17 protein-coding genes are annotated in these 19,922 nt (G+C 59.0%); 10 read left to right on the top strand and 7 right to left on the bottom strand.

All coding sequences use genetic code 11. The features are described 5' to 3' along the window. The first annotated feature begins 2 nt into the window (after positions 1-2). From AB4N44_RS16420 to srmL, 4 genes are all read left to right on the top strand, one after another. Complete coding sequence (locus tag AB4N44_RS16420) at positions 3-551, top strand: cupin domain-containing protein (RefSeq protein ID WP_008086779.1); 549 nt, start codon at positions 3-5, stop codon at positions 549-551. A gap of 181 nt (positions 552-732) precedes the next feature. After that, complete coding sequence (locus AB4N44_RS16415) at positions 733-1,146, top strand: c-type cytochrome (protein ID WP_102901447.1); 414 nt, start codon at positions 733-735, stop codon at positions 1,144-1,146. Between the two features lie 360 nt (positions 1,147-1,506). Next, the gene (locus AB4N44_RS16410) at positions 1,507-3,435 is read left to right on the top strand and encodes an acetyl-CoA hydrolase/transferase C-terminal domain-containing protein (RefSeq protein ID WP_460108425.1); all 1,929 of its coding nucleotides are present in this window, start codon (positions 1,507-1,509) and stop codon (positions 3,433-3,435) included. Between the two features lie 254 nt (positions 3,436-3,689). Next, entirely contained in the window at positions 3,690-4,838 is a 1,149-nt protein-coding gene (srmL, locus tag AB4N44_RS16405; protein WP_460108427.1) for a PheS-related mystery ligase SrmL, read from the top strand. Between the two features lie 120 nt (positions 4,839-4,958). Here the strand turns inward: srmL and AB4N44_RS16400 are convergent, their stop codons facing one another. Then, complete coding sequence (locus AB4N44_RS16400) at positions 4,959-5,531, bottom strand: xanthine phosphoribosyltransferase (RefSeq protein ID WP_003229440.1); 573 nt, start codon at positions 5,529-5,531, stop codon at positions 4,959-4,961. 57 nt (positions 5,532-5,588) lie between these two features. Beyond that, the gene (gene rep / locus AB4N44_RS16395) at positions 5,589-7,598 is read right to left on the bottom strand and encodes a DNA helicase Rep (RefSeq protein WP_127930218.1); all 2,010 of its coding nucleotides are present in this window, start codon (positions 7,596-7,598) and stop codon (positions 5,589-5,591) included. Positions 7,599-7,860: 262 nt separating this feature from the next. Between rep and AB4N44_RS16390 the strand changes: the two genes are divergently transcribed. Further along, entirely contained in the window at positions 7,861-9,534 is a 1,674-nt protein-coding gene (locus tag AB4N44_RS16390) for a putative bifunctional diguanylate cyclase/phosphodiesterase (protein WP_160042323.1), read from the top strand. A gap of 107 nt (positions 9,535-9,641) precedes the next feature. On the opposite strand, the gene AB4N44_RS16385 is transcribed toward AB4N44_RS16390, so the two are convergent. Next, positions 9,642-11,039: a NorM family multidrug efflux MATE transporter gene (locus AB4N44_RS16385; RefSeq protein ID WP_460111703.1), complete on the bottom strand. Its 1,398-nt coding sequence runs from the start codon at positions 11,037-11,039 to the stop codon at positions 9,642-9,644. 159 nt (positions 11,040-11,198) lie between these two features. Between AB4N44_RS16385 and AB4N44_RS16380 the strand changes: the two genes are divergently transcribed. The 3 genes from AB4N44_RS16380 (at position 11,199) to AB4N44_RS16370 (ending at position 15,712) form a co-directional block, all read left to right on the top strand. After that, a complete protein-coding gene (locus AB4N44_RS16380) occupies positions 11,199-12,119 on the top strand; it encodes a LysR substrate-binding domain-containing protein (RefSeq protein WP_460108431.1) in 921 nt (306 codons plus the stop codon). Positions 12,120-12,301: 182 nt separating this feature from the next. Further along, positions 12,302-14,278: a methyl-accepting chemotaxis protein gene (locus AB4N44_RS16375; RefSeq protein ID WP_150749836.1), complete on the top strand. Its 1,977-nt coding sequence runs from the start codon at positions 12,302-12,304 to the stop codon at positions 14,276-14,278. A gap of 219 nt (positions 14,279-14,497) precedes the next feature. Further along, positions 14,498-15,712, top strand: coding sequence for an aldose 1-epimerase family protein (locus AB4N44_RS16370; RefSeq protein WP_460108434.1), 1,215 nt, complete (start codon positions 14,498-14,500; stop codon positions 15,710-15,712). Here the strand turns inward: AB4N44_RS16370 and AB4N44_RS16365 are convergent. Then, positions 15,709-17,202, bottom strand: coding sequence for a YifB family Mg chelatase-like AAA ATPase (locus tag AB4N44_RS16365; RefSeq protein WP_095113231.1), 1,494 nt, complete (start codon positions 17,200-17,202; stop codon positions 15,709-15,711). The two genes, AB4N44_RS16370 and AB4N44_RS16365, sit on opposite strands and share 4 nt — an antisense overlap. A 147-nt stretch (positions 17,203-17,349) precedes the next feature. Further along, positions 17,350-17,547, bottom strand: coding sequence for a hypothetical protein (locus AB4N44_RS16360; protein WP_160042313.1), 198 nt, complete (start codon positions 17,545-17,547; stop codon positions 17,350-17,352). Positions 17,548-17,823: 276 nt separating this feature from the next. Here AB4N44_RS16360 and AB4N44_RS16355 point away from each other — a divergent pair, with 276 nt between their 5' ends. Next, on the top strand, positions 17,824-18,021 hold the full coding sequence (locus AB4N44_RS16355; protein ID WP_460158115.1) for a HigA family addiction module antitoxin: 198 nt from the start codon (positions 17,824-17,826) through the stop codon (positions 18,019-18,021). Here AB4N44_RS16355 and AB4N44_RS16350 read toward each other — a convergent pair. Both AB4N44_RS16350 and AB4N44_RS16345 read right to left on the bottom strand, forming a co-directional pair. Beyond that, entirely contained in the window at positions 18,016-18,543 is a 528-nt protein-coding gene (locus AB4N44_RS16350) for a BRO-N domain-containing protein (protein ID WP_460108440.1), read from the bottom strand. The two genes, AB4N44_RS16355 and AB4N44_RS16350, sit on opposite strands and share 6 nt — an antisense overlap. A gap of 359 nt (positions 18,544-18,902) precedes the next feature. Then, a complete protein-coding gene (locus tag AB4N44_RS16345; RefSeq protein WP_008086041.1) occupies positions 18,903-19,163 on the bottom strand; it encodes an accessory factor UbiK family protein in 261 nt (86 codons plus the stop codon). Positions 19,164-19,577: 414 nt separating this feature from the next. Between AB4N44_RS16345 and glnK the strand changes: the two genes are divergently transcribed. Next, a complete protein-coding gene (gene glnK, locus AB4N44_RS16340; RefSeq protein ID WP_002555808.1) occupies positions 19,578-19,916 on the top strand; it encodes a P-II family nitrogen regulator in 339 nt (112 codons plus the stop codon). Positions 19,917-19,922: the final 6 nt, after the last annotated feature.

The following is a 19,922-nucleotide window of genomic DNA, read 5'->3' as shown; positions in this document are numbered from 1 at the left end:
CCTTGGACGTCGGTGAACGACTGCAATCGATCCGCAAGCTCAAAGGGCTTTCCCAGCGTGAACTCGCCAAACGCGCGGGCGTCACCAACAGCACCATTTCGATGATCGAAAAGAACAGCGTCAGTCCTTCGATCAGTTCGCTGAGGAAGGTACTGGGCGGCATCCCCATGTCCATGGTCGAGTTCTTTTCCGAAGAAATCCTGCAGGAAGTCCCGACCCAGATTGTCTACAAGGCCAACGAGCTGATCGACATTTCCGACGGCGCCGTGACCATGAAACTGGTCGGCCGCGCGCACCCCAGCCGCGCCATCGCCTTCCTCAATGAAATCTACCCGCCGGGCGCCGATACCGGCGAAGAAATGCTCACCCATGAAGGCGAGGAAACCGGGATTCTGGTGGAAGGTCGTCTGGAACTGGTGGTGGGTCTGGAAACTTTTATTCTCGAAGCCGGCGACAGCTACTACTTTGAAAGTACCAAGCCGCATCGTTTCCGTAATCCGTTCGACTTGCCTGCGCGACTAATCAGCGCAGCCACGCCGGCGAATTTTTAACAAAGAGGTGCCAAGCCATGATGGCAAAGGCATCCGGACCGTTTTTCTACCGTGCGGTATAACCCCTTCGACTATGGGGTTGTTTCAGTGTGACGGCCTACCCGCTATACTTCCGCCCGCCTGCGAACCGTGGCCGCAGGCGTGAATAGCCACCATTGAGGGTGAACGCGTGAACCTAATTATGAAAATGCTGGCCGCACCAGCAACCGTACTGGCCCTCTGGGCTGTCAGCGCTCAAGCTGCGACGAATGACGACATTGCCAAACGCCTCGAGCCGGTCGGCCAGGTGTGTGTCCAAGGGCAGGAATGCAAGGGGATGGAAGTGGCTGCAACTGCCGGCGGCGGTGATGCCAAGACTCCAGACTCAATCATTGCCAAACATTGCAACGCTTGCCATGGCTCCGGCCTTTTAGGCGCGCCGAAAATCGGTGACACCGCAGCCTGGAAAGAACGAGCCGATCACCAGGGCGGCCTCGACGGCATCCTGGCCAAGGCCATCACCGGCATCAATGCCATGCCGCCTAAAGGCACCTGCGCTGACTGCTCCGACGCCGACCTGAAAGGCGCAATCGAGAAGATGTCCGGCCTGAAATAAGCCGCGCTTCTGACGAAAAAAACCGTCTTCGGACGGTTTTTTTGTGCCTGCGATTTAGTAGCCCTCACCCCAGCCCTCTCCCGGAGGGAGAGGGGGCCGACCAAAGTGTCTTTCGCTATACATCGACCTGAAAGACCTTGGCGATTATGGATTCAGCACATCACTTTCACGTCGGCGTATCTTCACAGCAACCCCCAATCAGTCCCCTCTACCTCTGGGAGAGGGCTAGGGTGAGGGCAACAATTTCGAGTCGGAAAAACATTTCAAGAACAGCGCACACCCACTCTGAAGCTGTTCATTGCAGCAAACTCAAGGCAAGCTCGGTCTACCCCTATTCACGGAACGGGCAGGAGGCTTCAGATGGTGCAGTTGTGTTCGATCGAACAGGCAGTGGACGACGTGCTGGCGCGCTTGCCGGCGCATATCCACATGGGCATGCCGCTGGGCCTGGGCAAACCCAATCACTTCGTCAACGCGCTGTACCGGCGGATCAAAGGCCTGCCCGAGCGGCAACTGACGATCTATACCGCACTGTGCCTCGGCCGCCCGGCGTTGGGCGACGGCTTGCAAAAACGCTTCATCGAACCCTTCGTCGAGCGCGTCTTCGGTGACTATCCGGAATTCGATTTCCTCGCCGACCTGCACCGCGACAGCCTGCCCGCGAACATCCGCATCGAACAGTTCTTCATGCAGCCCGGCAGCCTGCTCAACAGCGCGCCGGCCCAGCAGGATTACGTCAGCAGCAATTACAGCCACGCCGCCCGTGACATCAACGCCGCCGGGCTCAATCTGGTGGCGCAATTACTGGCCAGCAGCAGCGAGCATCCCGATCGACTGAGCCTGAGTTGCAATCCCGACATCACCCTCGACCTGTTGCCGATGATCGCCAAGCGCCGGGACGCCGGGGAGACGATTCTGCTGGTCGGCCAGGTGCACACCGATTTGCCGTATATGCCCGGCGATGCAGAAGTCGATATCGACACCTTCGACCTGCTGATCGACGCGAAGGACAGCAGCACGCTGTTCTCCACGCCGAACATGCCGGTGGGATTTCAGGATCATTTCATTGGCTTGCACGCGAGTACGCTGGTGCGCGACGGCGGTACGTTGCAGATCGGCATCGGTTCGATGGGCGACGCGTTGACCGCCGCATTGCTGGCGCGTCAGGCGGATAACACCGGTTATAGGGCGTTGCTCGACGACATCAACCTCAGCCAGTGGGCGCAATTGATCGAGCGCGAGGGCGGCACGGGGCCGTTCGCCAAAGGCCTGTACGGTTGCAGCGAAATGTTCGTCAACGGTCTGCTGGTGCTGGCGGATGCCGGGATCATCCGCCGCAAGGTCTACCCCGATGTGCCAACGCAGGAACAGGCCAACGCCGGCACCCTCAACGAGGCGGCGCAGACTGACGGCATCTCGGTGCACGGCGGCTTCTTCCTCGGCCCGCGCAGTTTCTACGAGCGCTTGCGCGAGTTACCGCAGAGCAAACGCCTCGAATTCAACATGACCCGCATCAGCTACATCAACGAGCTCTACGGACAGGAAGAACTCAAGCGCCTGCAACGCCTTGATGCGCGGTTCATCAACACCGTATTCACCATGACCCTGCTTGGCGCTGGCGTGGCGGATCAACTCGAAGACGGACGGGTACTCAGCGGTGTCGGCGGGCAGTACAACTTCGTCGCGCAGGGTCACGCGTTGCACGATGCCCGTTCGATTCTGATCCTGCGTAGCTGGCGCGAATCCGGTGGCGACGTCAGCTCCAACATCGTCTGGGAATACGGCCACTGCACGATCCCACGGCACCTGCGCGACATCGTCGTGACCGAATACGGCATCGCTGATTTGCGTGGCAAATCCGACGCGGTGGTGATTGAGTCATTGCTGAATATCAGTGACTCTCGCTTCCAGCAGGGTTTGATCGAGCAAGCGCAAAAAGTCGGCAAGCTGCCAAAGGATTTCCGTCTCGATCCACGCTTCACCGAGAACACGCCGCAGCGTTTGCAAGCGATTGCCGCACGGCACAAAAACCTGTTTCCGGAGTACCCGCTGGGCTGTGATTTCACTGCGATCGAACGCGATCTGCTGCGCGCGCTGAACTGGCTGAAGAGCAAATTCAAACTCACCGAAATCCTCGAACTCGGCAAAGCAGCCCTCGACGCCCCCGAAGCATCGCTCTACCCCGAGCATCTTGAACGCATGCAACTCACCCACCCGGAAGGCCTGAAAGAAGACCTCTTCCAACGCCTGCTCCTCACCGGCCTGAAAGCCACCATCCAAACCCCGTAGAAGCTGCGGCACGCTGCGATCTTTTGATCCTGATCTTTGAGCAGATCAAAAGATCGCAACCTCGTTGCACTCGACAGCTCCTACACGGGGTATGCCCGAGATCTGAATGGATACGGAATGACTTCTGTAGTCCCGTTCTGAAAATCATCAATCAATGAGTATTTGGATTGTCGTCGGCGTTCGCCTATCGATAGGTTTGTTTGTGGGCGTTTTTTAAGAGGACTTCTAGCCAGCCGAAATCCAGAGGGCACACAGTGCACACATCAAAGAAATACCTGACAGATGTAGCTGTCCACCAAGCCTTACTCCTCACTGACTTAACCGAAAAGAGCCACCCTGATCACGCTATCCGACTATTACTGAATGAGGTCCTTCAGGGACTCGAAGAAAAGGGCTGGCCCCGAGCACAGTTGCAGATTGGCCCAAGGATTGTGTCCGCAGAAGAAAACTACGGTTTGCTTGGTTACGACCCGACAGAAATTACCCTCGGCAGTGAGCACACACGTTGGGTCGATGAGCATTCGCTTTTGCGAACACAGACCACGAGCCAGATCCCTGCGGCGCTTCAGCAGGCCGCCGAGGTTCGTCAGCCGGGACAAACCATTTTGCTGGCAGCGCCAGGCATTACCTTCAGGCGTGATAGCCGAGATCGTTGGCATTGCGCCGAGCCGCATCAAATGGATATTTGGGTGTTGGGCGACCCGGAGTTGGCATCCCATGAGCATTTGCTGCGGCTTGTTGGCGATATTTTGCAGTTGGCCGTTCCTGAAAAATCCTGGGTTTATAGCGATAGTCCACATCACTACACCGAGGGCGGGATTGAAGTGAATGTGTTGAATGATGGCGTGCCGGTTGAGGTTCTAGAGTGCGGGCGTATCGCGAAGTCGCTATTGCAGCGTTTGCAGATTGATCCTCTGCGCCATGGCGGGCTCGCTCTTGGGATGGGGCTGGATCGCCTGACGATGTTGCGCAAAGGCATTCCTGATATTCGTTTGTTGCGTGATCAGAATGTGCGCGTGCAGGCGCAGATGCATGATCTGGATTCTTGGACTGCGGTATCTCGTTTGCCGTCGATTGCCCGCGATATCTCGTTGGCGGTAACGCCGGGATTGAGTGAAGAGGTATTGACCGAGAGGATGTTGCAAGCGGCGGGTGATTGTTCTGGGTGGATCGAGGAGATGCGAATCAAGGGGCGTTGGCAGCGTACGGATTTACCGGCGCAAGCCATTGAGCGACTCGGAATGCTGCCGGGTCAGGAGAACGTGCTTTTGCATGTCGTGCTACGGGATTGTTCGCGCTCGATTACTACCGGCGAGGCGAATGCCTTGTATGCGGATATTCAAGCTGCGATGCATGAGGGAGTGCCGGGGGCGGGGTACAGAATGGATTTGTCGAAGGCTTGAGACTTACCTGTGGGAGCGAGCTTGCTCGCGAGCGCGTAGTGTCAGTCAACCAAGGTGTCGACTGACACTACGCTATCGCGAGCAGGCTCACTCCTACAGGGGGACTGCGGTGCTGCTGGCTTATTCGATGAAGGTGACGACGCCATCCTTCAGCGATTTCACGCGAGCCAGCGATTCAACGCGGTAGCCCTGCGAATCCAGTTCGGCGCGGCCGCCCTGGAACGACTTCTCGATGACGATGCCGAGACCGGCAACGGTCGCGCCGGCCTGTTTGATGATCGAGATCAGCGCTTGCGACGCCTTACCGTTGGCCAAAAAGTCGTCGATGATCAGCACGCGGTCGCTGCTGGTCAGGTGACGCGGGGAGATGGCCACGGTGCTTTCGGTCTTTTTGGTGAACGAGTAAACGGTCGCTGACAGCAGGTTTTCCGTCAGGGTCAGGGACTGTTGCTTGCGGGCGAAGATCACCGGCACGCCGAGGTTCAGACCGGTCATGATCGCCGGGGCGATGCCCGAGGCTTCGATGGTGACGATCTTGGTGATGCCCGAATCCTTGAACAGCGTGGCGAATTCGTCGCCGATCAGCTTCATCAGGGCCGGGTCGATCTGGTGGTTCAGGAAGGCGTCGACCTTCAGGACCTGGTCGGAAAGCACAATGCCTTGTTCGCGGATTTTCTGGTGCAATGCTTCCATGAAGCTGTCCTCATTTGGCGCTTTGTGCGCCGAAGGTCTAGTAAAAAGTGGTCAATTCTAGCGCTTTAACATCGCGCGTATATCAGCCAATGCGCTATTGCCACGCACGACTTTGACTTCGGTCGGTGTGTCGTCGTTGCCTTCCCAGGCCAGATCGTCCGGCGGCAGCTCATCGAGGAAGCGGCTCGGCGCGCAGTCGATGATCTCGCCGTACTGCTTGCGCTTGGCGGCGAAGGTGAAGGCCAGGGTCTGGCGCGCGCGGGTGATGCCCACGTAGGCCAGGCGGCGTTCTTCTTCGATGGTGTCGGCTTCGATGCTGGAGCGGTGCGGGAGGATTTCCTCTTCCATGCCCATGATGAACACGTAGGGGAATTCCAGACCCTTGGAGGCGTGCAAGGTCATCATCTGCACGCCTTCGGCGCCATCCTCTTCTTCCTGCTGACGTTCGAGCATGTCGCGCAGGACCAGTTTGCCGATCGCATCCTCGACGGTCATTTCGCCTTCTTCGTCCTTTTCGAGGGTGTTTTTCAACGCCTCGATCAGGAACCAGACGTTGCTCATCCGATAATCGGCGGCTTTGTCGCTGGAGCTGTTGGTGCGCAGCCAGTTCTCGTAGTCGATGTCCATGACCATGCTGCGCAGCGCCGAGATCGGGTCTTCGCCGGCGCACTGCTCGCGGACCTTGTCCATAAAGCGCTTGAAGCGCGACAGGCGATCGGTGAAGCGGCTGTCCAGATGTTCGCCCAGACCGATTTCATCGGTGGCGGCGTACATCGAGATTTTGCGTTCGGTGGCGTAGTTGCCGAGTTTTTCCAGGGTGGTCGAGCCGATTTCACGGCGCGGCACGTTGATCACGCGCAGGAAGGCGTTGTCATCATCCGGGTTCACGATCAGGCGGAAGTAGGCCATCAGGTCTTTCACTTCCTGACGGCCGAAGAAGCTGTTGCCGCCGCTCAGGCGGTACGGCACCTGATGGTGCTGCAGCTTCAGTTCGATCAGCTTGGCCTGATAGTTACCGCGATAAAGGATGGCGAAATCGCTGTACGGGCGGTCGGTGCGCAAGTGCAGGCTGAGGATTTCCATCGCCACGCGCTCGGCTTCGGCGTCTTCGTTGCGGCAGCGGATCACGCGGATCTCGTCGCCGTGGCCCATCTCACTCCACAGCTGCTTTTCGAATTCGTGCGGGTTGTTCGAAATCAGCACGTTGGCGCAGCGCAGGATGCGACTCGTCGAGCGGTAGTTCTGCTCGAGCATCACCACTTTCAGCGATGGATAGTCGTCCTTGAGCAGCATCAGGTTTTCCGGCCGCGCGCCGCGCCAGGCATAGATCGACTGGTCGTCGTCGCCTACCACGGTGAACTGGTTGCGCGTGCCGATGAGCATTTTCACCAGCAGGTACTGGCTCGCGTTGGTGTCCTGGTATTCGTCGACCAGTAGGTAACGGACCTTGTTCTGCCACTTTTCGAGAATGTCGGCGTGTTCTTCGAAGAGTTTTACCGGCAGCAGGATCAGGTCATCGAAGTCCACGGCGTTGAACGCTTTCAGCGTGCGCTGATAGTGGGTGTAGACGATCGCGGCGGTCTGTTCCTTGGGATTGCGCGCGTTCTCCAGCGCCTGAGGCGGCAGGATCAAGTCGTTTTTCCAAGCGCCGATCATGTTCTTGATCTCGTCGACGCCGTCGTCGCCCGCGTATTCCTTCTGCATGATGTCGGTCATCAGCGCTTTTACATCGGTCTCGTCGAAGATCGAAAAACCGGGTTTGTAGCCCAACCGCACGTGTTCCTTGCGGATGATGTTCAGACCGAGGTTGTGGAAGGTGCAGACGGTCAGGCCGCGCCCTTCGCCGGCCCGCAGCAGGGTGCCGACCCGCTCTTTCATCTCGCGCGCGGCCTTGTTGGTAAAGGTCATGGCGACGATGTACTGGGCGCGGATGCCGCAGTTCTGGATCAGGTGCGCGATTTTGCGCGTGATCACGCTGGTCTTGCCGGAGCCAGCACCGGCGAGCACCAATAGAGGGCCGCCGACGTAGTTCACGGCTTCTTGCTGCCGGGGATTGAGTCGGGACATACGAAAATTCGGGAGTCGTTGACGAAATGGGCCGGCATTTTAACAGGCTCAGAGAATTGTGCTGCTCTCTCCGACTTGTGACGTATCACGCGATTCAAATTTGCCGGTTTTGTTACTTTCGCGGAGGATGCGCGGTGATTTTGCGGCTAATGTACTCATTCGTGACACAAAATAACGTTTTGATAACCGTTGTCATTTGGTCATTGAACATCGCAACGGCATAATGCCCCGCCCACATCTTTGCAGAGTCTAGGGAGCTAGCTTGTCTACGCCTGTCGAACCCTTGCGTTTGCTGCTACTGGCCGAAGAGCCAGCGTGGACAGCGTTATTGCGTGAGTGTCTGGCTCCGATGGGGAGCGCGGCGGTGCTGATCAGCGCGCCGAGCTGGGAGTCGGTCAGCAGTTTGTTCGAAGACAACCGCCACGCGGTGTTGTTGACCATACCTGCATTGCAACCGGCACCCGGCCGTTGCAGCCTGCCGACGGTATTGCTGCTGGAACACGAACCGGACACCGCGCCGGTTGGCGTCAGTGACTGGCTGGTGTTCGATGCCCTCGACGCCGATATGCTGCGCCGTTGCCTGCGCCATGTGCGCGAACGCGGCGTTCTCGAAAACACCCTGCAACGCCTCGCTGAACAGGACCCGCTGACCGGCATCGCCAACCGTCAGGGTTTCCAGACCTTGCTCGCCGCTCGCCTCGCGGAAAACGACGGTCGTGGCCTGGCCCTCGGGCATCTCGATCTCGACAACTTCCGTCATGCCAACGATGCGCTTGGCCATCAGGCTGGCGATCGCTTGATCCTGCAGGTTGTCGCGCGGCTGAAAAGTCAGCTGGAGGCCGGTGATCAACTGGCGCGGCTGGGCAGCGACGAATTCGCTTTGCTGATCGACACCCGCCGGGCGCCGCAGCGCGCCGAATGGATGGCCGAACGCATCACCGAAGCGCTCGCCGAACCGTATTGGGTTGATGGCGAAAGCCTGCTGATCGGCTCCAGCCTCGGCATCGCCCACGCCCGTGCGCAGGGCGGCGCCGACCCGCTGATGTGGCACGCGCACATCGCCATGCAGCAAGCGAAAAGTACCCAGGGCTGCACCTTTCATATCTTCAACGAACGTATCAACCGCAACGCGCGGAGCATGGCTGATCTGGAAAGCGAACTGCGCCGGGCGTTGCGTCGCGATGAGCTGGAGCTGCATTACCAGCCACGCCTGAATCTTCAGGATGGCCAGATTGTTGGCCTCGAAGCGTTGGTACGCTGGCGCCATGGCGAACGCGGTTTGCTGCCGCCAAGTGAATTTGTCCCTTTGGCCGAGCAGAGCGGTTTGATCGTACCGCTGGGTTACTGGGTGATTTCCCGGGCCCTGCGTGACATGCAGGCGCTGCGCGAGCGCGGGTTGCCGGCGCTGCACATGGCGATCAACCTGTCGTTCCGCCAGTTTCAGGACAGTCAGTTGTTGCCGACGCTTAGTCGCTTGATTGCTGAGCGCGGTGTTGAAGCGCAATGGCTGGAGTTTGAACTGACCGAAACCGCAGTGATGCGCCGCAGCGATCTGGTCAAGCAGACCATGGACGCCCTCGGCCGCCTCGGTGTGCGTTTCTCGCTGGATGACTTCGGCACCGGGTTTTCCTCGTTCGTGCACCTCAACAGCCTGCCGATCACCTTGCTGAAAATCGACAAGAGCTTTGTCGGCGGCATGGAGCAGCGCGAAGAGAACCGCAAACTGGTGCACGCGATGATCAATCTTGCGCACAACCTGCATCTGGAAGTGGTCGCCGAAGGGGTCGAGACGCCGGAACAACTGGAGCTGCTGCGCGGATTTGGTTGCGATCAGGTGCAGGGCTATCTGATCAGCCGGCCGTTGCCGTTGGCGGAGTTGGTGGAATATCTGACGTTTGGATCGAGTCAGCAGCCAGCCCTCGAAATCGTGAACTGAGCACATAACCAATGTAGGAGTGAGCCTGCTCGCGATAGCGGTGTGTCAAAAATGATGAGTTGTCTGACACACCGCTATCGCGAGCAGGCTCACTCCTACAAGGGATCTCAGTCGGTCTGCGGGACAGTGAACTGACTTGATGACGCAGGCTCCAGCCGAATCATCCGCTTCATCTTCCATTCGAACGCCAGGGTCAAACTCACCGCTGCACACGCCAACCCCAACGCCAATCCCCACCAGACCCCCGTCGGCCCCCAATTGAGGTGGAACGCCATCCACCAGGCCGCCGGCGCGCCGATCAGCCAATAGCAGCCGAGCCCGACCAGAAACGTGGTCTTCGCATCCTTGAGCCCACGTATGCAGCCCATGGCAATCGTCTGCGTACCGTCGAACAATTCAAACCACGCCGCCACCGCCAGCAGGCTCACCGCGAGGCGAATCACCTCGGCAAACGCTGGATCGTTGTGATCGAGGAACAACCCGACCAACTCATTTGGCAGCAGCCAGAACACCATGGCGAAACCCAGCATGACCACGGCGCCAAAGACGATCCCGACCCGGCCGGACATCCGTGCATCGCTCAATTGACCGGCGCCGTAATGCTGGCCGACGCGCATGGTGATTGCGTACGACATCCCCGCCGGCACCATGAATGCCACCGAAACAATCTGCAGGGCGATCTGGTGTGCGCCCAACTGCGTGCTGCCCATGGTGCCCATGCACAGCGCCGCGAAGGCGAACAAGCCCACTTCCACAGCGTAGGTGCCGCCAATCGGCAGACCGAGGCGCCACAGTTCTTTCAGGTATTGCCGGTTCGGTCGCGACAGGCCCGCACGCAAAGGGTAAGCGTCATAAGCCGGATGCCGACGGATGTGCCAGGCCAATGCCAACGCCATGCAGTTGGCGACAATCGCCGTGACCAGGCCGATCCCGGTCAGACCCATTTTCGGCAGGCCGAACATGCCGGTGATCAGCGCGTAATTGAGCAGGAAGTTGGCCACCGTGCCGGCCAGGCTGATAACCATCACCGGCGTCGCCCGGCCAATCGCGCTGGTAAAACCGCGCAGGGCCATGAAGCTCAAGTAGCCGGGCAGGGCGAAGGGCAGGGCGATGAGGAATTGCCCGGCGGCGTTGACGTTGGTTTCGGTCTGGCCGAACAACAGCAACACCGGTTTCAGATTCCACAGCAACAACCCGGCGCCCAACGCCATCAGCCACGCCAGCCACAGCCCGGCCTGAGTCAGCCGTGCGGCGCCAATGATGTCGCCGGCGCCTTTGCGAATCGCCACCAGCGTGCCGACTGCCGCAATCACGCCGATGCAGAAAATCGATACGAACGAGTAAGTCGCTGCACCGAGACCGCCGCCCGCGAGCGCTTCGGGACTCAGGCGGGCCATCATTAAAGTGTCAGTCAGCACCATCAACATGTGCGCCAACTGTGAAGCAATCAACGGCCCTGCCAGCCGCAGAATGGCCCAGAGTTCGGTACGCACAGGATGCTGCATGGTCATCACCACTCGATTTTCAGAGGGAACAGAAGACCGTCGATTCTCGGCGCTTGGCAGGTTTTGCACAAAGGGATAAAAAGGATGGGTGGCATGATTAAAACTCATCTTGAGCAGTTTTCGTCAGACTGGCTGCATCCCGCTATAGGAGCTTTCTGCATGTCTCGTCGTCTTCCTCCCTTGTATGCCCTGCGCGCATTTGAAGCAGCGGCACGGCACAGTTCGTTCACCCGTGCGGCGGAAGAGTTGTCGATCACCCAGAGCGCAGTCAGTCGGCATATTCGAACCCTGGAAGATCATTTCGCTTGCCGGCTATTCCACCGCAGTGGTCGAAACCTGCAACTGACCGAGGCCGCTCGCCTGCTGTTGCCCGGCATCCGCGAAGGCTTCACGGCGCTGGAGCGGGCCTGCAATACCTTGCGCGCCGAAGACGACATTCTGCGTATGAAGGCGCCGTCGACCCTGACCATGCGCTGGCTGCTGGCACGGCTCAGTCGCTTCCGCCACTTGCAGCCGGGCAACGAAGTGCAACTGACCAGCGCCTGGATGGATGTGGATTCGGTGGACTTCAACGATGAGCCTTTTGATTGCGCTGTCCTGTTGAGTGACGGGCATTTTCCACCGGACTGGGAGGCGAGCCTGTTATTTCCCGAAGAACTGATTCCGGTGGGTGCGCCAAACCTGCTGAATGATCAGCCATGGGATTTGGCCCGGCTGGCGTCCACCGAATTGCTCCATCCAACCCCGGATCGTCGTGACTGGCGCAGTTGGCTGGAGCACATGGGGCTGTCCGATCAGGTGTCGCTCAAGGGCGGACAGGTGTTCGATACGCTTGAGTTAGGGATGATCGCCGCGGCGCGCGGTTATGGTGTGTCGATGGGCGACCTGTTGATGGTCGCCGAAGATGTGGCGCAGGGACGACTGAGTCTGCCGTGGCCGACGGCCGTCGCCAGCGGACTGAATTATTACCTGGTGTGGCCAAAGACCCGTCCGGGAGGTGAACGTTTGCGCCGCCTCAGCGACTTCCTGCAAGGCGAAGTCCGCGCCATGGAACTGCCGGCGGTTACGCGCTTGAGCTGAAACGTTCGAGCCGCCACAATGGCGGCCTTGTGCCATAACCCTGCTGCTCGCTCAAGTATTCGGCTTTACCGCCGAATACGTGCATGTGGAACCGTCGTGCCGGTATCCACGATTCACCCCCACTATTAAAAATTATCCGAGCTGCGATCAAGGAGGATCGGAAAGTTCGGCCAGGAGCTGTCATGTCTCAACCTCGCGCTCGGATCGCCTCACAGTTAGGCCTCGCCCTCGCCGTGATACTGGCGATAGTCATCAGTGGCAGTACGGTGTTCGCCCTGCGTTCGCTGGATTCCGCCAACCTCGCTACCCGTGAAGAGCATCTGGCCAGTGAGGCGCGGCTGCTGGCCGACCAACTGAGCACCTTTCACGGCACGCTGCGTGAAAGCACCCAGCGGCTCAGCGGGTTGTTCGAAAAGCGCTTCAGCGCGGGTCTGAGCATTCACCCGAGTGAACCGGTGACGGTGGCCGGCACCCAGACCCCGGGCCTGCACCTGGGCAGCGAAGTGTTGAACAACAACTTCAAGGAAGTCGACGAGTTCAAGCAGATGACCGCCGGCGTCGCCACACTGTTCGTGCGCAGCGGCGAAGACTTCGTACGGGTCAGCACCTCGCTGACCAAGCAGGACGGCACTCGCGCCATTGGCACCTTGCTTGACCACGCGCACCCGGCGTACGCGAAGTTGATGGCGGGGCAGAGCTATGTCGGCCGCGCGTTGCTGTTCGATCGTTCCTACATGACCCAATACACCCCGGTGCGCGATGGCAGCGGCAAGGTGATTGCGGTGCTGTTCGTCGGCTTCGATTACACCGATGCTCAAAACGCCCAGTTCGACAACCTCAAGCGCTTCCGCATTGGCCAGACCGGCTCGCTGGCGCTGCTCGATGAGCAGAGCAAATGGCTGGTTGCACCGGCAGGTGTGCAGGCGTTGGATCAAGCGATTCCAGTGATCAAGGATCTGGCGAAATCGCCGGGCAAAGGTCAGTTCTGGGGCGACAACTCCGAAGATTTCTACAGCGTCGCGGTGCCGTTTGATGGTGGCCCGTGGTCGGTGGTAGCAAGCATGCCGAAAGCCGAAATCCGCGCAGTGACGTGGAGCGTCGGTACGCAACTGGCGATCGGCAGTCTGTTGGCGATGCTGCTGGCGGTCGGTTCCGTGGTCTGGTTGCTGCGTAGCAAACTGGCGCCACTGAGCGATCTCGTCCGTCAGGCGGAAGCCTTGGGCGCCGGCGATCTGAGCGTGCGCCTGAACGTGTCGAGCAACGACGAAATCGGTCAGCTGTCTCGCGCGTTCAACCAGATGAGCCAAGCGCTGTCGACCATGGTCGAGCACATTCGTCGCTCCTCGGAAGAGGTCAACAGCCGTGCCCAGGCCCTGTCCGGTTTGTCCGGCGGTGCCTATGAAGGCATGGAGCAACAGTCCGGCGAAATCACCAGTATGGCCGGCGCAGTGGAAGAGTTCAGCGCGACCTCGCTGAACATTGCCGACAACATGGGCGCGACCCAGCGTCTGGCGCAGGAAAACGCCCAGCAAACCCAGATTGGCCGCAGCTCGATGGAAGAAGCGTCGTCCTCGCTGGAGCAAATCGCTGGCGCCCTGAACAGCACCGCCAGCGTGATCAACACCCTCGGTCAGCGTTCGCAGGAAATCGGCGGCATCGTCGGTGTGATCACCTCGATCGCCGAGCAGACCAACCTGTTGGCACTCAACGCTGCGATTGAAGCGGCCCGTGCCGGCGAACAAGGTCGCGGCTTTGCCGTGGTAGCCGATGAAGTGCGCAGCCTGGCCTCGCGTACCCGCCAGGCGACTGATGAAATTTCCAGCATGATCCACAGCATCCAGCAGGAAACCGGCAACGCCATCAGCACCATGGAGCAGGGCAATGTGCTGATGCAGGAAGGCTTGTCGCGCAACGCCAACGTGGCGTCGGCGCTGGCGCGTATTGACGAGCAGAGCCGTTCGGCGGGGCAGCAGTTTGCCGCGATCACCACGGCGACTCAGGAGCAGAGCAGCACTGCGACGTTGTTGAGCAGTAATTTGCAGAGCATCGCACTGGCCAACAGTGAGCAGCGTGAGGTTGTGTCGAACCTGGCTGTTACCGCCAAGGAGCTTGAGAAGCTGGCGGCGGATTTGCGTTCCGAGGTTGATCGCTTTCGTTGATGCGCCTTTGAAATAGCTTTCGCGAGCAGGCTCGCTCCCACAGTGTTCGGTGTGATTCACAGATTTTGTGAAGACCCGGATCCCGTGTGGGAGCGAGCCTGCTTGCGATTGCATCACTGAAGATCTTCGGCAGAACATGCAATCTGTCGATCTAATACACTTGCTGAAACGTTTCCGCAGCGCTATAAAAATGGCACAACTCCAATAAAGGCTGCTGCCATGACCCCGCTCAAACTCGCCGTCGCCCTCGGCGCATTCGCTGCTGCTTCCCATGCCATGGCCTGGGATTACGTCCTTCTCGATACCAACAAGCCCGCAGAAAACTGGAGCATCACCAGTGAGCAGATCGGTGTGAAAACCGACAAACCCTTCTCCGTAAGCCTGCGTACCTTGCACGGTGGGCGGCAGGAAGGCGTCAGCATTGTTGATATCGATAACGGCACGATGAAACTCTCGGTGGTGCCAACCCGAGGCATGAATGTCTTGCAAGCTTCTGTTGGCAATGTACGCATGGGTTGGGATTCGCCGGTCAAGGACGTGGTCAACCCAGCCTTCATTGAACTTAACGGACGCGGTGGGCTGGGCTGGCTGGAAGGTTTCAACGAGCTGGTGACCCGCTGCGGTTACGAGTGGGTCGGCCATCCCGGTATGGACAATGGTGAATTGCTGACCTTGCACGGACGCGCCGCCAACATCCCGGCCAGTACCGTCACGCTGCACATCGACGAAAAGCCGCCCTACGCCATCAGTCTGCGCGGCGAGCTGAAAGAGCAAGCCTTCAAGAAAGTCGATTTCTCGGTCGTCACTGAACTGGTCACCGAACCTGGCAGCGTGCGCTTTGCACTCAACGATACGCTGACCAACAACGGCGATTATCCGAAGGAATACCAGGCGCTGTATCACAGCAACTTCAGTACGCCGTTCCTCGAGCAAGGCGCACGATTTGCTGCGCCGGTAAAACAGGTGTCGCCGTTCAACGACAAGGCCAAGGGTGATCTGGCTGACTGGCAGACTTACCGCGCGCCTACCAAGGACTACGACGAAACCGTCTACAACGTCGTGCCCTATGCCGACGCCAAAGGCGAAACCCTGACTGTTTTGCACAATAAGGCCGGCAGCCTCGGTGTTTCTGTTGGCTTCAATACCCAGCAGTTGCCGGTGTTCTCCCTGTGGAAAAATACTGACACCCAAGGGCAGGGCTATGTCACGGGGCTGGAGCCGGGCACCAGTTTTTCCTACAACCGCCGCTATCAGCGTCCGCTGAATCTGGTGCCGACCATTGCACCCAAGGAACACAAACAGTTCCAGATCAGCTACAGCCTGCTTGCGGACAAGGGGGCTGTGGATAACGCGTTGAAGCGCGTGACCGAGATTCAGGCCGGGCGCGACACCGAAGTGCGGCAGACGCCGTTGGTGGATCTGACCGAGCATTAAGGTGTCGCCGGCCGATATTGCAACGCCTCGGCCAAGTGTTCGCGTTTGATTGAATCGGCTTGCTCAAGGTCTGCCAGGGTGCGGGCGACTTTGAGCAGGCGATGGGCCGAGCGCAGCGAAAGCGTCAGGCGTTCACAGGCTGACTCCAACCAATTCTCATCGGTTGTGGATAACTTGCAGTGTTTTTTCAGTCCTGGCAGATCGAGAAACGCGTTGGCGCAGCCTTGACGCTTTTGCTGTCGTTCGCGAGCCTCGGCTACCAGTGCTGCGGCGCTGGCGCTGTCCTCGCCGGGTTTAATTGCCGGATTCAACGCCGTCGCCTCCCGCGCCACCGTCAGGTGCAGATCAATCCGATCCAGCAACGGCCCCGATAGCTTGTTGCGATAGCGCTGCACCATGTCCGGTGTGCACGAGCACTTGCCGCTGGGCTCGCCAAGATATCCACAAGGGCAGGGATTCATCGCCGCCACCAACTGGAAGCGTGCCGGAAAACGTACGCGATCCTTGGCCCGGGCTATCACGATGAATCCCGACTCCAAAGGCTCCCGTAAAACCTCCAGAACCTTGCGATCAAATTCCGGCAACTCATCGAGAAACAGCACACCATGGTGGGCGAGGGTGATTTCGCCAGGTTGCGGTTTTGAGCTGCCGCCGACCAGTGCCGGCCCGGATGCCGAGTGGTGCGGTTGACGGAAGGGACGCTGCGGCCAATGGGTCAGCGGTGCGCCACTGGCGACGGACTGAATCGCCGCCACCTCCAGTGCTTCACTCTCGGCCAGCGGCGGCAACAGCCCCGGCAGGCGACTCGCCAACAATGTCTTACCCGTCCCAGGCGGCCCGCTGAACAGCAAGTTATGGGCGCCCGCAGCAGCAATCAGCAGCGCTCGTTTCGCCGCCACTTGCCCCTGCACTTCATTCAAGTCGGGATAAGGCTTGCTGGCATGCATCAACCCGTCTGATACATAGGGCTCAACCGGCGTATGCCCATTGAAATGCGCCACCGCCTCCAGCAAATGATCCACCGCAAACACCTTCAACCCCGAAGCCAGGCACGCCTCCTCGGCATTCGCCCGCGGCACCACCAGCGCACGACCCGCCTTGCGCGCGGCCAACGCTGCCGGCAACACCCCGCGCACCGCCCTTACTGCGCCGGACAACGCCAACTCACCCAGACATTCCACATCGTCCAGCGTCAGACACGGCACCTGCACACTCGCCGACAGAATCCCCAAGGCAATCGCCAGATCAAACCGCCCGCCATCCTTGGGCAGATCCGCCGGCGCCAGATTCAAGGTGATCCGCCGCGCCGGAAACTGCAGCCCGGAATTGATGATGGCGCTGCGCACCCGATCCTTGCTCTCCTTCACCGCCGCCTCGGGCAGGCCGACCATGGTCAGCGACGGCAGGCCGTTGGCCAGATGGACTTCGACGGTGACAGCGGGGGCTTCCACGCCTATCTGGGCGCGGCTGTGGACGATGGAGAGGGACATGGTCGTTCCTTGAGCTGAATCGGGGAGCCGCTTCCTGCGGGTTTTTGAAGGGTAGTTGGGAGAGCGAATCCAGGCGACACGGATCCGAGGGCAAACCTTCACTGGATGTTGCCAAGGTGCCCTTCCACGTTCAGTAGAGGCGCCACATTAGTTTTCTTCTTCGAGATTTCTTACTTGGCTTCCTCCCCCGGCCAGCCAACCATCCGGTTCGAGTTCTTTACCGTACTTGGCCGCTACCTCAATAAAATGACGCTGATTGGCTGAAATACCTCCGGCTAACCGAAGTGCTTCAGCGTGATATCCAACAATCTCTTCTAGCTTTGCCCTTCTCTTTTTGTCTTTCATTGAGGCCTCGTTTTTTGGGTGACAGATGCTTTGTTGGCCACCGTAGTACAAGGAGGAAAAGTCGCGTAATCAGGCGCAGACGCTGATGTTAGTAGGGCCATGCCCTAATAGTTGTAGGACGCCGGCGAAAGGGGTGTGAAGGTCTTGTATCCAGGAGTCGGATGCTCCAGTTTGGTCACTCAACGCAGCCTCTGGAGGCGAAAAATGGACCGCAATGGTATGCGCCCGATTCATCCGGGCGAGGTTCTGAGTAAGTAATTCATGGAGCCGTTGGGCATGACTGTCATGGATCTGGCCATGCCCACGAACTGTCCCGAAAGTGAGATAGAAAAGCTTGTGAAATGCCAGCTCAGGATCTGCGCCGATCTGGCAATCAGCCTTGCCACTCATCTCAACACTACGCCTGAGTTCTGGATGAATCTTCAGTCGACTTACGATTTGCGCAGTGCCCAGCTCCGGCATGCGGGTTTATAGCGATTGCAGCATCCGCGAAGCCCTTTTCCACCATGGCCCCGTCATTGGGCGCTTGGTCTGTTCCCGTTCCACCATCATCTCCGGCACATCGTGTAACCGTATCCACGGCTGGTTATTCCAGTGCAACAAACTCAACGTCATGTTCGGCCAACTGAGCAGGCTCAGGTGTGGACGTTCGCTTGTGCTGGGATGTTGGGCGTCGCGCAGGGTAGGGATGACCTGGTGGGTGATCCATTCGCGCAGTGCCCGGTATTCGGGGCAGTAGTGGTAGACGAGGAGGGCGTAGATGCCGGATTCGCTGATCAGCAGGGTGTTTTCGATCTGCTTGTGGATCAGGGTTTTGCGGGTTTGGTATTGGTCGGGGTCGAGTTTTCGCAGCATGCGTTCGTTGAGGTAGATGTGCAGCAGGCGACTCAGGTCTCGGGCGCAGAACCAGGGTTGGTTCTGGATGAGGAGGGCGTGGAGGGGGAGTTTGTGGCGGGTGAAGATGTGCGGGCTTAGATAAGTCTCTTCTTGATTCATTGAACAGTTCCTCTTGCTTAAGGGGCTGCCCTCAATCGTCGCCAAACGATTGGGTGGCAGTTGTACGCGGGTTGGCGAACCGGAGCAAAAGGAACCCGGCAGACCCGAAGGTCTCCCACGCACAACCGCCATGAAACGATGTGGCGGTAAATGTAGCCGCCATCATGGTTGTCGTGCGCCTTAAGCTGTTCGGGTCGCCAAACCCGGTGCTGAACATTCAGCATCGGGTGAGCTTAGAAACCTGGGCTTTTCGGCGCAATCGGACGGCGGTGGTGCAGGTTGTAGGACGTTGCCGGGATGGTTGAAGGGCTGGAGATCAAAAGATCGCAGCCTTCGGCAGCTCCTACAGGGGGCGCGGATTATTCAGCGGGCGGTGTCAGCTTGGCTTCCATCTCGGCGACTTTGGCTTCGAGACTCTCAAGTCGAGCGCGAGTACGCGCCAACACAACCATCTGGCTATCAAACTCTTCACGGCTGACCAGGTCGAGTTTGCTGAAGGCACTCTGCAGCAGCATCTTGAACTGGCTTTCGATTTCGGCTTTCGGCAGCGGGGTGTCGCCGTTGAACAGGCGGGAGGCGGTGCCGCTCAGGGCGTCGAGGAAGTCTTTGGGCGCGAGCATGGTGAATGTCCTGGAAACAATGGCCGGCAGTGTATCACGCAGTGTCTATAGTCAATCTCGTGGTCAGGGATGCACGCTTTTCGCGCAGGCGGATGGACGGCGACGCACCGTTGTTGTGCGTATCCGGATGGCGTTTTGGGTGCAATGGCTTGCAGCAGCGGCCAAGGGATTGAAATCAGGGGATTTTGGCGAGATGGCAAGGTTTCTGCTTAGTCACCTTCGACCCATGCACTGATGCAGTCGCTGTGACGAATGCAGTGCGGCAGACGGAGCGGGGAGTTTCGTCAGCAGCGGTTAGCTGGCGTCAGTCGGGCAGGTAAGGCCGACGATGCGTTACAAAGCCAGGCACTGCGCTTAGACTTGAGTCGGGTTTGTTTTCCTGGGGCAAGTCCACCAATTCGGGAGAGAGTTTTCATGAAGCTAGTCACTGCCATCATCAAGCCGTTCAAGTTGGACGACGTGCGCGAGTCGCTGTCCGAAATCGGCGTGCAGGGCATTACCGTTACTGAAGTCAAAGGCTTCGGCCGGCAGAAGGGTCACACCGAGCTGTATCGCGGCGCGGAATATGTGGTCGATTTTCTGCCCAAGGTGAAAATCGACGTGGCCATCGACGACAAGGATCTGGATCGGGTTATCGAGGCGATAACCAAGGCGGCCAACACTGGCAAGATCGGTGACGGCAAGATCTTCGTGGTCAATCTGGAACAGGCGATTCGCATCCGTACCGGCGAAACCGATACCGACGCGATTTAACCGCCG

The sequence above is a fragment of the Pseudomonas sp. S3_C06 genome (genome assembly GCF_054667675.1).
The sequence above is the reverse complement of the archived record's forward strand: the minus strand, read 5'-3'. Positions and strand labels throughout refer to the sequence as shown.